The organism is Dactylosporangium sp. NPDC005572, assembly GCF_040605515.1.
Lineage (GTDB): Bacteria > Actinomycetota > Actinomycetes > Mycobacteriales > Micromonosporaceae > Dactylosporangium.
In genome coordinates this window covers 57,261-70,261 of the sequence record NZ_JBEXCY010000012.1, presented here as the reverse complement: position 1 = coordinate 70,261, position 13,001 = coordinate 57,261, and the positions used below count along the sequence as shown (strand labels likewise).

General features: G+C 68.0%; 13 protein-coding genes. All 13 read left to right on the top strand.

Annotation, left to right across the window (positions count from 1 at the left end):
• The first annotated feature begins 78 nt into the window (after window positions 1–78).
• The 13 genes from ABZS66_RS09355 (at window position 79) to rpsS (ending at window position 12,997) form a co-directional block, all read left to right on the top strand.
• A complete protein-coding gene (locus ABZS66_RS09355; protein WP_354756612.1) occupies window positions 79–3,966 on the top strand; it encodes a DNA-directed RNA polymerase subunit beta' in 3,888 nt (1,295 codons plus the stop codon).
• Between the two features lie 80 nt (window positions 3,967–4,046).
• Entirely contained in the window at window positions 4,047–4,382 is a 336-nt protein-coding gene (locus tag ABZS66_RS09350; RefSeq protein ID WP_354756611.1) for a hypothetical protein, read from the top strand.
• Window positions 4,383–4,515: 133 nt separating this feature from the next.
• Window positions 4,516–4,890: a hypothetical protein gene (locus ABZS66_RS09345; protein WP_354756610.1), complete on the top strand. Its 375-nt coding sequence runs from the start codon at window positions 4,516–4,518 to the stop codon at window positions 4,888–4,890.
• Between the two features lie 339 nt (window positions 4,891–5,229).
• Complete coding sequence (gene rpsL, locus ABZS66_RS09340; protein ID WP_190249391.1) at window positions 5,230–5,604, top strand: 30S ribosomal protein S12; 375 nt, start codon at window positions 5,230–5,232, stop codon at window positions 5,602–5,604.
• A gap of 1 nt (window position 5,605) precedes the next feature.
• Entirely contained in the window at window positions 5,606–6,076 is a 471-nt protein-coding gene (gene rpsG, locus ABZS66_RS09335) for a 30S ribosomal protein S7 (RefSeq protein ID WP_190249390.1), read from the top strand.
• Window positions 6,077–6,122: 46 nt separating this feature from the next.
• On the top strand, window positions 6,123–8,222 hold the full coding sequence (gene fusA, locus ABZS66_RS09330; protein WP_354756609.1) for an elongation factor G: 2,100 nt from the start codon (window positions 6,123–6,125) through the stop codon (window positions 8,220–8,222).
• Between the two features lie 131 nt (window positions 8,223–8,353).
• Window positions 8,354–9,547 carry an elongation factor Tu gene (gene tuf, locus ABZS66_RS09325; RefSeq protein WP_354756608.1) on the top strand — a complete coding sequence of 398 codons (1,194 nt, stop codon included), beginning with the start codon at window positions 8,354–8,356 and terminating at the stop codon, window positions 9,545–9,547.
• 337 nt (window positions 9,548–9,884) lie between these two features.
• Window positions 9,885–10,193 (top strand): 30S ribosomal protein S10, encoded by a 309-nt coding sequence (gene rpsJ / locus ABZS66_RS09320; protein ID WP_018347762.1) that lies wholly within the window; start codon window positions 9,885–9,887, stop codon window positions 10,191–10,193.
• A 12-nt stretch (window positions 10,194–10,205) separates the two neighbouring features.
• Window positions 10,206–10,877, top strand: coding sequence for a 50S ribosomal protein L3 (gene rplC / locus ABZS66_RS09315; RefSeq protein ID WP_354756607.1), 672 nt, complete (start codon window positions 10,206–10,208; stop codon window positions 10,875–10,877).
• Window positions 10,874–11,545 carry a 50S ribosomal protein L4 gene (gene rplD, locus ABZS66_RS09310; protein WP_354756606.1) on the top strand — a complete coding sequence of 224 codons (672 nt, stop codon included), beginning with the start codon at window positions 10,874–10,876 and terminating at the stop codon, window positions 11,543–11,545. Before rplC ends, rplD begins: the two co-directional genes overlap by 4 nt.
• Before the next feature lie 3 nt (window positions 11,546–11,548).
• Window positions 11,549–11,851, top strand: a complete 303-nt coding sequence (gene rplW / locus ABZS66_RS09305) for a 50S ribosomal protein L23 (protein ID WP_354756605.1) — start codon at window positions 11,549–11,551, stop codon at window positions 11,849–11,851.
• Window positions 11,852–11,863: 12 nt separating this feature from the next.
• On the top strand, window positions 11,864–12,703 hold the full coding sequence (gene rplB / locus ABZS66_RS09300; RefSeq protein ID WP_354756604.1) for a 50S ribosomal protein L2: 840 nt from the start codon (window positions 11,864–11,866) through the stop codon (window positions 12,701–12,703).
• Window positions 12,704–12,715: 12 nt separating this feature from the next.
• Window positions 12,716–12,997, top strand: coding sequence for a 30S ribosomal protein S19 (rpsS, locus tag ABZS66_RS09295; RefSeq protein WP_190249384.1), 282 nt, complete (start codon window positions 12,716–12,718; stop codon window positions 12,995–12,997).
• Window positions 12,998–13,001: the final 4 nt, after the last annotated feature.

Here is a 13,001-nt window from a genome sequence, read left to right as displayed (position 1 = left end):
GCGCCGGTCTGACAGCCGGCGCCGCGCCCCGCGGCCTAGCAATTACCCGAGCAACTGAATCGTGAGGACATAGACGAAGTGCTCGACGTCAACTACTTCGACGAGCTCCGCATCGGCCTGGCCACGGCCGACGACATCCGCCAGTGGTCGCACGGCGAGGTCAAGAAGCCCGAGACGATCAACTACCGCACCCTGAAGCCGGAGAAGGACGGGCTCTTCTGCGAGAAGATCTTCGGCCCGACCCGCGACTGGGAGTGCTACTGCGGTAAGTACAAGCGGGTCCGCTTCAAGGGCATCATCTGCGAGCGCTGCGGCGTCGAGGTGACCCGGGCGAAGGTCCGCCGTGAGCGCATGGGCCACATCGAGCTCGCCGCGCCGGTCACGCACATCTGGTACTTCAAGGGCGTGCCCAGCCGGCTCGGCTACCTGCTCGACCTGGCGCCGAAGGATCTCGAGAAGATCATCTACTTCGCGTCGTACGTCATCACCAGCGTCGACAAGGAGGCCCGCCACCGCGACCTCGCCACCCTCGAGAACGAGGTGTCGGCGGAGAAGCGGCAGGCGGAGAACGCCCGCGACTCGGAGATCGAGAAGCGCGCCGCCAAGCTCGAGCAGGACCTGGCCGAGCTGGAGGCGGAGGGCGCGAAGGCCGACGTGCGCCGCAAGGTCAAGGAGGCCGGCGAGCGCGAGATGCGGCAGATCCGTGACCGCGCGCAGCGCGAGATCGACCGCCTCGACGAGGTCATGGACACGTTCCGCAAGCTGGAGCGCAAGAACCTCATCACCGACGAGCTGCTCTACCGCGAGCTGCGTGACCGGTTCGGTGAGTACTTCTCGGGCGCCATGGGCGCCGAGGCGATCAAGGCGCTGCTGGAGAACCTGGACCTGGACGACGAGGCCGAGCTGCTGCGCGAGACCATTCGCAGCGGCAAGGGCCAGCGCAAGATCCGGGCGCTCAAGCGACTCAAGGTCGTCGCCGCGTTCCTCAACACCAGCAACTCGCCGCTCGGCATGGTGCTGGACTGCGTCCCGGTCATCCCGCCGGACCTGCGCCCGATGGTGCAGCTCGACGGTGGCCGGTTCGCGACCAGCGACCTCAACGACCTGTACCGGCGGGTGATCAACCGGAACAACCGGCTCAAGCGCCTGATCGACCTGGGTGCCCCCGAGATCATCGTCAACAACGAGAAGCGGATGCTGCAGGAGGCCGTCGACGCGCTGTTCGACAACGGCCGCCGCGGTCGTCCGGTCACCGGCCCGGGCAACCGGCCGCTGAAGTCGCTGTCCGACATGCTCAAGGGCAAGCAGGGCCGCTTCCGGCAGAACCTGCTGGGCAAGCGCGTCGACTACTCCGGCCGTTCGGTCATCGTCGTCGGCCCGCAGCTCAAGCTGCACCAGTGCGGCCTGCCGAAGCAGATGGCGCTGGAGCTGTTCAAGCCGTTCGTGATGAAGCGCCTGGTGGATCTCAACCACGCGCAGAACATCAAGTCGGCCAAGCGCATGGTCGAGCGTCAGCGCCCGGTCGTGTGGGACGTGCTGGAGGAGGTCATCGCGGAGCACCCGGTGCTGCTCAACCGCGCGCCGACCCTGCACCGTCTGGGCATCCAGGCCTTCGAGCCGCAGCTGGTCGAGGGCAAGGCGATCCAGATCCACCCGCTCGTCTGCACCGCCTTCAACGCCGACTTCGACGGCGACCAGATGGCCGTGCACGTGCCGCTGTCCGCCGAGGCGCAGGCCGAGGCCCGCATCCTCATGCTGTCCAGCAACAACATCCTCAAGCCGGCCGACGGCAAGCCGGTCACCATGCCCACGCAGGACATGGTCATCGGCCTGTACCACCTCACCCACATCCAGAAGAACCTGCTGGGCGAGGGGCGCACGTTCAGCTCCGACGCCGAGGCGCGGATGGCGTTCGACCAGAGCGAGCTGCACCTGCAGGCCCCGGTCCGGATCCGCCTGAAGGGCATCGTCGGGGTCGACAACGGCGCCGGCGCCGCTCCGTGGGAGGCGCCGGAGGGCTGGCAGCCGGGCGAGACGGTGACCGTCGAGACGACCCTCGGCCGGGTGCTCTTCAACGAGACGCTCCCGGTGGGGTACCGCTTCGTCAACTACGAGATCCGCAAGGGTCAGCTGTCGGCGATCGTCAACGACCTCGCCGAGCGGTTCCCGAAGGTCTCCCTGGCGGCGACCCTCGACGCGCTCAAGCTGGCCGGCTTCCACTGGGCCACCTGGTCGGGCGTCACCATCGGCATGGAGGACGTCATCCAGCCGCCTCGCAAGCGCGAGATCCTCGAGCGCTACGAGAAGGAGGCCGAGCGGATCGACAAGCAGTACCAGCGCGGTCTCATGACGGCCGAGGAGCGCCGCGGTGAGCTGATCGAGATCTGGACCAAGGCGACCGGCGAGGTCGCCAAGGAGATGGAGAGCGCGCTGCCGCGCGAAAACCCGCTGTGGAAGATGATCAACTCGGGTGCCCGCGGTAACCTCCTCCAGCTCCGCCAGATCGCCGCGATCCGTGGCCTGGTGGCCAACCCGAAGGGCGAGATCATCCCGCGGCCGATCAAGGCCAGCTACCGGGAGGGTCTGTCCGTGCTGGAGTACTTCATCTCCACGCACGGTGCCCGCAAGGGTCTGGCCGACACCGCGCTGCGGACCGCCGACTCGGGTTACCTGACCCGTCGTCTGGTGGACGTCTCGCAGGACGTCATCATCCGCGAGGAGGACTGCGGCACCGACCGCGCCATCCCGATGGCGGTCGGCGAGCTCATCGACGGCGAGCTGCGGATCCACCAGCACGCGGAGACGGGCGTCCACGCCCGCACGCTGGCCGACGACGTGCGCGGCAAGGACGGCCAGCTCGTCGCCGAGCGCGGCACGGACATCAACTCGATCGTGGTCGACCTGCTGGTCGCCGGCGGGGTCGAGACCGTCCGGGTGCGCAGCGTGCTCACCTGCGAGTCGAAGCTGGGCGTCTGCGGCGCCTGCTACGGCCGGTCGCTGCCCACGGGCAAGACCGTCGACGTCGGCGAGGCGGTCGGCATCATCGCCGCCCAGTCGATCGGTGAGCCGGGCACGCAGCTGACGATGCGTACCTTCCACACCGGTGGCGTCGCGGGTGAGGACATCACCCAGGGTCTGCCCCGTGTCCAGGAGATCTTCGAGGCCCGTGTGCCGAAGGGTAAGGCGCCCATCGCCGACACCCCCGGTCGCGTCCGCATCGAGGACGGCGAGCGCATGCGGAAGATCATCATCGTGCCGGATGACGGCAGCGACGAGATCGTCCACGACAAGCTCAGCCGGCGCGTCAAGCTGCGGATCCAGGACGGCGAGCACGTCGAGGTCGGCGAGAAGCTCACCGAGGGCACGATCGACCCGCACGAGCTGCTGCGCATCATGGGCCCGCGGGCGGTCCAGGTCCACCTGACCTCCGAGGTCCAGGAGGTGTACCGCTCGCAGGGCGTGCTCATCCACGACAAGCACATCGAGATCATCATTCGCCAGATGCTCAAGCGGGTGACGGTCATCGACTCCGGCTCGACCGAGTTCCTGCCGGGCGTGCTCGTGGACCGGGCGATGTTCGAGGCGGAGAACCGCCGCGTCGTCGCCGAGGGCGGCGAGCCGGCGGCCGGCCGTCCCGTGCTGATGGGTATCACCAAGGCGTCGCTGGCGACGGAGTCGTGGCTGTCCGCGGCCTCGTTCCAGGAGACGACCCGGGTGCTGACCGACGCGGCGATCCACGCGCGCAGCGACTCGCTGATCGGTCTGAAGGAGAACGTCATCATCGGCAAGCTCATCCCGGCCGGTACGGGCATCAGCAAGTACCGCAGCATCCGGGTCGAGCCGACCGAGGAGGCGAAGGCGAAGGTCTACTCGATGACCGGCTACCCGGAGGCCGATTACGGCTTCGGCCCGGCCAGCGGGCAGGCGGTTCCGCTCGACGACTTCGACCTGGGCTCGTTCCGCTAGGCCAGCATCGAACGTCCGTGAAAGAGGGCGGGGGCCCCGTGCCCCCGCCCTCTTCGCGTCCCGCGGGATAAGGTCGTCTGGTGACATCTGCGACCCGGCACCCGCTCGACCCGGATCCGGTCCGCGCGACGAAGTCCTCGGCCGTGCTGGGCCTGGGGCTGCTCTCCGTCGTGACCGGGCCGTTCCTCGGCGGGGTGATTCCGGCGACGATCGCCCTGCTGATGGCCAGGGAATCGCGCGGTGAGCTGGTCGCGGCCGAGGGGTTCCTGCTCGGCGCGAAGCGGCTGCGCACCGGCGTCCGGCTGGCCTGGGCCGGCATCGTGCTCGCCATCGCCATGGTGGTCGTGCTGGCGATCGTCGGCCTGCTGACCTACGCGCGGCAGCGCGGCACCGACTTCGACCCGACGGTGAACTGACGTGGTCCACGGTCCCTCACAGCCGCCGATGCGCCCGTCCCATCCGCCACCCCCGGGTCACCCGGGCTACCCGGGGTACGCCATGGGATTCCCTCCGCCGCCTCCGCCGCCCGTCTCGCCCGTGCTCCCGGCCATGCGGGTCGATCTCGTTCAGGGGACCCCGTTCGGGGTTGCCTACCCGCTGGTCCAGTCGGCGCCGAGCGGCCCGTCGATCGGCGCCCTCGTGGCCGGCATCGCCTCGATCCTGGTCTCGCTGTTCGTGACCTGCCTCGGCGTGACCGGCGCGCAGGACGGCTGGGGCCCCGCGGCCGGCGGCGCGTTCACCGCCCTGTCGGTGTTCCTCGGGCTCGGCGCGATCGGGCTGGGCCTGTTCGGCATGCGGCAGATCCGGCTGGCCGGGCGGGGGATCAGCGGCAAGGGCATGGCGATCACCGGGCTGGTGCTCGGCTCGGTCGGCGCCGGGTTTGCCCTGCTGTCCCTCTTGATCGCGTTCCTGCTGGCGGCCTGATGGCCACTATCTCGGCCCCCGGGGACGCTTCGATCCGCGACCAGGTACTCTTAGCATGAAGAGTGTTCCGTCGTAGGGTCGGGTCCTCGTTTTGACCAGCGTCCTCACGGTGGGTACTCTTTCCCCTCGTGCCCGGCGTTGCCGGGCAACTCGTGCGTGCGCCCACATCGGCCCGCCTCCGCGGGAGTTGAGGGTGGGAGCGGACCACAACCCCGGGCTGGGATCAATCGGGCCGGGTCGCGGATTGGGCGACACGCCCGACCGCGGGTGCCGGTCCAAGCCGTGGAGACAGCGAAGAGAAGACGTGCGGCCGGGAGGCCGAAGGGAGATGCAGGCCCAGTGCCTACGATCCAGCAGCTGGTCCGCAAGGGCCGCCAGGCGAAGCTGAGCAAGACGAAGACGCCGGCGCTCAAGGGAAGCCCGCAGCGGCGGGGCGTCTGCACGCGTGTGTACACGACCACGCCGAAGAAGCCCAACTCGGCGCTGCGCAAGGTTGCCCGTGTCCGGCTGAGTAACAGCATCGAGGTCACGGCCTACATCCCGGGTGTCGGTCACAACCTCCAGGAGCACTCGATCGTCCTGGTGCGTGGCGGACGGGTGAAGGACCTCCCCGGCGTGCGCTACAAGATCATTCGCGGCTCGTTGGACACGCAGGGTGTCCGCAACCGCAAGCAGGCTCGCAGCCGTTACGGCGCGAAGAAGGAGAAGAGCTGACATGCCGCGTAAAGGCCCCGCGCCGCGTCGGCCGCTCGTGGCGGACCCGGTCTACAACTCCCTGCTCGTCACCCAGCTGATCAACAAGATCCTGGTCGAGGGCAAGCGCCAGCTCGCCGAGCGCATTGTGTACAGCGCGCTCGAAGGTGCGCGGGAGAAGACCGGCACCGACCCCGTCGTGACGCTGAAGCGTGCCATGGACAACGTGAAGCCGACCCTCGAGGTCCGCAGCCGCCGTGTCGGTGGCGCGACCTACCAGGTGCCGGTCGAGGTCCGCCCTCCCCGGGCCACCACGCTGGGCCTGCGCTGGCTCGTCACCTACTCGCGGGCCCGCCGTGAGAAGACCATGGTGGAGCGGCTCATGAACGAGCTGCTCGACGCGAGCAACGGTCTCGGTGCTTCGGTGAAGCGCCGCGAAGACACCCACAAGATGGCGGAGTCCAACAAGGCCTTCGCGCACTACCGCTGGTAAGCGACGCTTCCCCAGCATCCGACGAGAGACGAAGTAGGGATTCGAAGTGGCTGCCGCAGACGCCGCCCTCGCCAAGGTGCGCAACATCGGCATCATGGCGCACATCGACGCCGGTAAGACGACGACGACCGAGCGCATCCTCTTCTACACCGGCATCACGTACAAGATCGGCGAGGTCCACGAGGGCGCGGCGGTCATGGACTGGATGGAGCAGGAGCAGGAGCGGGGCATCACCATCACTTCCGCCGCGACCAAGTGCGAGTGGAAGGGCCACACGATCCAGATCATCGACACGCCCGGCCACGTCGACTTCACGGTCGAGGTTGAGCGGTCGCTGCGCGTTCTGGACGGCGCGGTGGCGGTCTACGACGGCGTGGCCGGCGTGGAGCCGCAGACCGAGAACGTCTGGCGTCAGGCGGACAAGTACAACGTCCCGCGTATGTGCTTCGTCAACAAGCTCGACCGCACCGGTGCCGACTTCTTCCGCTGCGTGCAGATGATGGTCGACCGGCTCAACGCCACCCCGCTGGTGCTGCAGATCCCGATCGGGCTCGAGGGCGACCACATCGGCGTCGTCGACCTGCTGGAGATGCGTGCGCTGACCTGGCGCGGCGAGACCCAGAAGGGTGAGGACTACGCGATCGAGGAGGTGCCCGCCGACCTGGTCGACCAGGCCAACGAGTGGCGGGAGAAGCTCCTCGAGACGCTGTCCGAGGCCGACGACGACATCATGGTCCGCTACCTCGACGGCGACGAGATCGACGTCAAGGACCTGAGGTCGGCGATCCGCCGGGCGACCATCGCCGGCAAGCTCAACCCGGTCGTGTGTGGCTCGGCGTTCAAGAACAAGGGCGTCCAGCCCATGCTCGACGCCGTCGTGGAGTTCCTGCCGTCGCCGCTGGACATCCCGGCGATCGAGGGCATCGCGACGGACGGCGAGACGCCGCTGCAGCGCAAGCCGTCGGTCAGCGAGCCGTTCTCCGGCCTGGCCTTCAAGATCCAGACGGACAAGCACCTCGGCAAGCTCACCTACGTGCGCATCTACTCCGGCACGCTCGACTCCGGCACCCAGGTGGTCAACTCCACCAAGGACCGCAAGGAGCGGATCGGCAAGATCTACCAGATGCACGCGAACAAGCGTGAGGAGCGCAGCAGCGCCGGCGCCGGCGACATTATCGCCGTGCAGGGTCTCAAGCAGACGACCACCGGTGACACGCTGTGCGACCCGGGCAACCCGGTCATCCTGGAGTCGATGACGTTCCCGGAGCCGGTCATCGAGGTCGCGATCGAGCCGAAGACCAAGGCCGACCAGGAGAAGCTGGGTGTCGCCATCCAGCGGCTGGCGGAGGAGGACCCGACCTTCCGCGTCAAGAACGACGAGGAGACCGGGCAGACGGTCATCGCCGGCATGGGCGAGCTGCACCTCGACATCCTCGTCGACCGCATGCGGCGCGAGTTCAACGTCGAGGCCAACATCGGCAAGCCGCAGGTTGCGTACCGCGAGACCGTGAAGTCGGTCGCGGACAAGGTCGAGTACACCCACAAGAAGCAGACGGGTGGCTCCGGCCAGTACGCGCGGGTCATCGTCCGGCTCGAGCCGCTGGAGCAGACGGCCGACGGCCCGACCTACGAGTTCGTCAACGCCGTCACCGGTGGTCGCATCCCGAAGGAGTTCATCCCCTCGGTCGACGCCGGTGCGCAGGACGCCATGCAGTACGGCGTGCTCGCGGGCTTCCCGCTGGTGGGCCTGAAGCTGACGCTCCTCGACGGCCAGTACCACGAGGTCGACTCCTCGGAAATGGCCTTCAAGATCGCCGGCTCCATGGTGCTCAAGGACGCGGCTCGCCGGGCCAACCCGGTGCTCCTCGAGCCGCTGATGGCCGTCGAGGTGACGACGCCCGAGGAGAACATGGGCGACGTCATCGGCGACCTCAACTCCCGGCGTGGCACCATCCAGGCGATGGAGGAGCGTGGCGGCGCCCGTGTCGTCCGCGCCACCGTGCCGTTGTCGGAAATGTTCGGCTACGTCGGCGACCTGCGGTCGAAGACTCAGGGCCGGGCGAGCTACTCGATGCAGTTCGACTCCTACGCCGAGGTTCCCGCGAACGTGGCGAAGGAGATCATCGCGAAGGCAACCGGGGAGTAAATCCCCCGGTAGTGGCCGTGAGGCTGTGTCAGCGGGCCTGAGGCTTCCGCCGCCAGACCCAAGTCGACAGGGTGCGTCGGCGCTTCCAGCGTCGGCGTACCGCGAACCAAGAAGTCCACAGGAGGACACCAGTGGCGAAGGCGAAGTTCGAGCGGACTAAGCCGCACGTCAACATCGGCACCATCGGTCACATCGACCACGGTAAGACGACGCTGACTGCGGCCATTACCAAGGTGCTGCACGACCAGTACCCGGACCTCAACCCGTACACGCCGTTCGACGAGATCGACAAGGCGCCGGAGGAGAAGGCCCGCGGTATCACGATCTCGATCGCGCACGTCGAGTACCAGACCGCGAACCGGCACTACGCGCACGTGGACTGCCCGGGTCACGCCGACTACATCAAGAACATGATCACCGGTGCCGCGCAGATGGACGGCGCGATCCTGGTGGTGGCGGCGACCGACGGCCCCATGCCGCAGACCCGTGAGCACGTGCTGCTGGCCCGCCAGGTCGGTGTGCCGTACATCGTCGTGGCGCTCAACAAGAGCGACATGGTCGATGACGAGGAGCTCCTGGAGCTCGTCGAGCTCGAGGTCCGTGAGCTGCTGTCGAGCCAGGAGTTCCCGGGCGACGACGCTCCGGTCGTGCGGGTCTCGGCGCTCAAGGCGCTCGAGGGTGACGCCAAGTGGTCCGAGGCGCTGCTGGAGCTGATGAACGCGGTCGACACCGCGATCCCGCAGCCCGAGCGCGAGACCGAGAAGCCGTTCCTCATGCCCGTCGAGGACGTCTTCACGATCACCGGTCGTGGCACCGTCGTCACCGGCCGGGTCGAGCGTGGCATCCTCAAGCCGAACGAGGAGGTCGAGATCGTTGGCATCAAGGCCAAGTCGATGAAGACCACCTGCACGGCGATCGAGATGTTCCGCAAGATCCTCGACGAGGCGCGCGCCGGCGAGAACGTCGGTCTGCTCCTGCGTGGTATCAAGCGCGAGGACGTCGAGCGCGGCATGGTCGTGGTGAAGCCGGGTAGCAACACCCCGCACACCGAGTTCGAGGCGACCGTCTACATCCTCTCCAAGGAGGAGGGTGGCCGGCACACCCCGTTCTTCCAGAACTACCGTCCGCAGTTCTACTTCCGCACCACCGACGTCACCGGCGTCGTGACGCTGCCGGAAGGCACCGAGATGGTCATGCCGGGTGACAACACCAGCATGTCCGTGCAGCTCATCCAGCCGATCGCGATGGAGGAGAACCTCCGCTTCGCGATCCGCGAGGGTGGCCGCACCGTCGGCGCCGGCCGTGTGACGAAGATCATCAAGTAATTCCCTGAAGGTACCCCGATTTCACTTTGTCGCAGTTGATGCGGCATAATGGTCGGGTTGCGTCGCGGGGCGGTCGAGACTGCTCAATCGGTCTCGGCCGCTTCCGCGCGGCGTCGGTCTTGCGGCTGGCGCGCATCTCCGCGTTCCGGGCGTGGCACGCCCTGGGGTAGGTCTCCGAAGCCACCGGCGGTCCCGCAGAGGACGACGATGGCGGAGCCTGGCCCTTGGCCGCGACACGCCCGACCGCGGGGGTCGGACAAACACCTATAGCGGCACCGGACCCTGCGGGGTTCGCGGGGTTGTGAAGCCCCGCATGAGAGAAGGAACTGAAGCCACCATGGCGGGACAGAAGATCCGCATCCGGCTCAAGGCCTACGACCACGAGGTCGTCGACTCCTCGGCGCGGAAGATCGTCGAGACGGTCACGCGCACCGGGGCTCAGGTCGCTGGGCCGGTGCCGCTGCCCACTGAGATCAACCGCTACTGCGTGATCCGCTCGCCGCACAAGTACAAGGACTCGCGCGAGCACTTCGAGATGCGCACGCACAAGCGTCTGATCGACATCATCGACCCGACCCCCAAGACGGTCGACTCGCTCATGCGCCTCGACCTGCCGGCTGGCGTCGACATCGAGATCAAGCTGTAGGGACTCGGACTTATGGACAGGCAAGTCAAGGGCATCCTGGGTGAGAAGCTCGGCATGACCCAGGTCTGGGACAACGGCAAGGTTGTCCCGGTGACCGTGGTGCAGGCCGGCCCGTGCGTCGTGACCCAGGTCCGCACGCCCGACAACGACGGCTACTCGGCGGTCCAGTTGGCGTGGGGTCAGATCGACCCCCGCAAGGTCAACAAGCCGCGCTCCGGCCACTTCGCCAAGGCTGACGTCGCGCCGCGCCGGCACATCGTCGAGCTGCGCACGACCGACGCCGGTGAGTACGCGCTGGGCCAGGAGATCACGGCCGACGCCTTCGCGGCGGGCCAGCGGATCGACGTCACCGGCCGCAGCAAGGGCAAGGGCTTCGCGGGTGTCATGAAGCGGCACGGCTTCCACGGCCTGCGGGCCAGCCACGGTGTCGAGCGCAAGCACCGCTCGCCCGGCTCGATCGGCGCCTGCGCGACCCCCGGTCGCGTCTTCAAGGGCGTCCGGATGGCCGGCCGCATGGGTGGCGTCCGCTTCACCGTGCAGAACGTGACCGTGCAGCGGGTCGACGCCGAAGAGGGTCTGATCCTCGTCAAGGGCGCGATCCCGGGCCCGAAGGGCAGCCTCGTGCTGCTGCGCACCGCGGCCAAGACCGAGACGAAGTCGCAGAAGGGTGGGATCACCAAGTGACCACCGTTGACATCAAGACGGTCGACGGCGCGACCAACGGCAGCGTCGAGCTGCCGGACGACATCTTCGACGCCCAGGCCAGCATCCCGCTGATGCACCAGGTCGTCGTGGCGCAGCTGGCCGCGGCCCGTCAGGGCACGCACAAGGCCAAGTCGCGCGGCGAGGTCGCCGGCGGCGGCAAGAAGCCGTACAAGCAGAAGGGCACCGGCCGCGCCCGTCAGGGCTCGATCCGGGCGCCGCAGTTCACCGGCGGTGGCGTCGTGCACGGCCCTGTGCCGCGCGACTACACCCAGCGGGTGAACAAGAAGATGAAGGCGGCCGCCCTGCGTGGCGCGCTCTCCGACCGCGCCCGCGACGGCCGCATCCACGTCGTGGAGACCTTCATCGAGGGCGAGACCCCGAAGACCAAGGAAGCGCTCAAGGTGCTGCGCGGCATCACCGAGGCGCGCCGGGTCCTGGTGGTCCTCGCGCGCGACGACGAGGCCAACTGGCTGAGCCTGCGCAACGAGCAGTCGGTGCACCTGCTGGTCGCCGACCAGCTCAACACCCACGACGTGCTCGTCTCGGACCAGGTGGTCTTCACGACCTCGGCGCTCAACGAGTTCCTCGGGGTGCCGGCCGAGTTCGGTGCGGACAGCGCCGACGCCGACAGCAACGAGGAGGGCTGAGCCATGGCGACGATCGCAGACCCGCGGGACGTGATCATCCAGCCGGTGGTCTCGGAGAAGAGCTATAGCGAGCTCAACCGCAACTGGTACACGTTCCTGGTGCACCCGGACGCCAACAAGACGGAAATCAAGATCGCTATCCAGCAGATCTTCAACGTCCGCGTCCTGACGGTCAACACCATCAACCGCGAAGGCAAGCGCAAGCGGACCCGCACGGGTTGGGGCAAGCGCAAGGACACGAAGCGGGCGATGGTCAAGCTCGCCGAGGGTGACCGGATCGAAGCCTTCGGCGGACCGGTCAGCTGAGGGGTATAGACGATGGCTATTCGTAAGTACAAGCCGACGACGCCCGGTCGTCGTGGTTCGAGCGTCGCCGACTTCGCCGAGGTCACCCGATCGACGCCGGAGAAGTCGCTCCTCGAGCCGCTGCCGAACAAGGGCGGTCGCAACGTCCACGGGCGGGTGACCGCGCGCCACCAGGGCGGCGGCCACAAGCGCCAGTACCGGCTGATCGACTTCCGCCGTGCGGACAAGGACGGGATCCCCGCCAAGGTCGCGCACATCGAGTACGACCCCAACCGGACCGCGCGCATCGCGCTGCTGCACTACGCAGACGGCGAGAAGCGCTACATCATCGCCCCGAAGGACCTCAAGCAGGGCGACCGGGTCGAGGCGGGTGCCGGCGCGGACATCAAGCCGGGCAACAACCTGCCGCTGCGCAACATCCCGGTCGGCACCACGGTCCACGCCGTGGAGCTGCGCCCGGGCGGTGGTGCCAAGCTGGCCCGCTCGGCCGGCGTCGGCATCCAGCTGCTGGGCCGCGAGGGCCAGTACGCCACGCTCCGCATGCCCTCGGGTGAGATCCGGCGCGTCGACGTGCACTGCCGGGCCACCGTCGGCGAGATCGGCAACGCCGACCAGTCGAACATCAACTGGGGCAAGGCCGGTCGCATGCGGTGGAAGGGCAAGCGCCCGACCGTCCGTGGTGTCGCGATGAACCCGATCGACCACCCGCACGGTGGTGGTGAGGGCAAGACCTCTGGTGGCCGCCACCCGGTCAACCCGAAGGGCAAGCCGGAGGGCCGCACGCGGCGCAAGGGCCAGCCGAGCGACCGTCTCATCGTCCGTCGGCGTTACGCCACCCGGAAGCGCGGCTAAGGAGCCTGAGCAATGCCTCGCAGCCTCAAGAAGGGCCCGTTCGTTGACGACCACCTCATCAAGAAGGTGGAAGTCCAGAACGCCAAGAACTCCAAGAACGTCATCAAGACCTGGTCGCGCCGGTCGACGATCGTCCCCGAGATGCTCGGTCACACGATCGCCGTCCACGACGGACGCAAGCACGTGCCCGTGTTCGTGACCGAGGCGATGGTCGGGCACAAGCTCGGCGAGTTCGCTTTGACCCGCACGTTCAAGGGTCACGAGAAGGACGACCGGAAGAGCCGCCGCCGCTAAGGCA